This is a genomic window from Streptomyces beijiangensis, assembly GCF_017315755.1.
In the GTDB taxonomy this organism is placed as follows: domain Bacteria; phylum Actinomycetota; class Actinomycetes; order Streptomycetales; family Streptomycetaceae; genus Streptomyces; species Streptomyces beijiangensis.
Genome location: NZ_JAFLRJ010001549.1, coordinates 1 through 206 on the forward strand (window position 1 = coordinate 1; position 206 = coordinate 206).

Here is a 206-nt window from a genome sequence, read left to right on the forward strand (position 1 = left end):
GCCGGTGTCGATCACGGCGACGGTGACCTTCGGACTGCCCGGGTTGATCGCGGCGGCCTTGTCGGCACTGATCGCCCGCAGGTCCCACTGGTCGGCCTCGAGCGGCTCGAGGGGCACCGAACCATTCGTCTGCTTCGCGGTCTTGGCGGCCTTCGCCAGCTGCGCGACCTCGTCCTTGGACAGGTACTGCGCCGAGCCCACGAGAC

At 69.4% G+C, this 206-nt stretch carries 1 pseudogene; it reads right to left on the bottom strand.

The window, feature by feature from the left end:
- A pseudogene (locus J0695_RS42635) lies at positions 1–206 on the bottom strand (hypothetical protein); the annotation flags it as partial.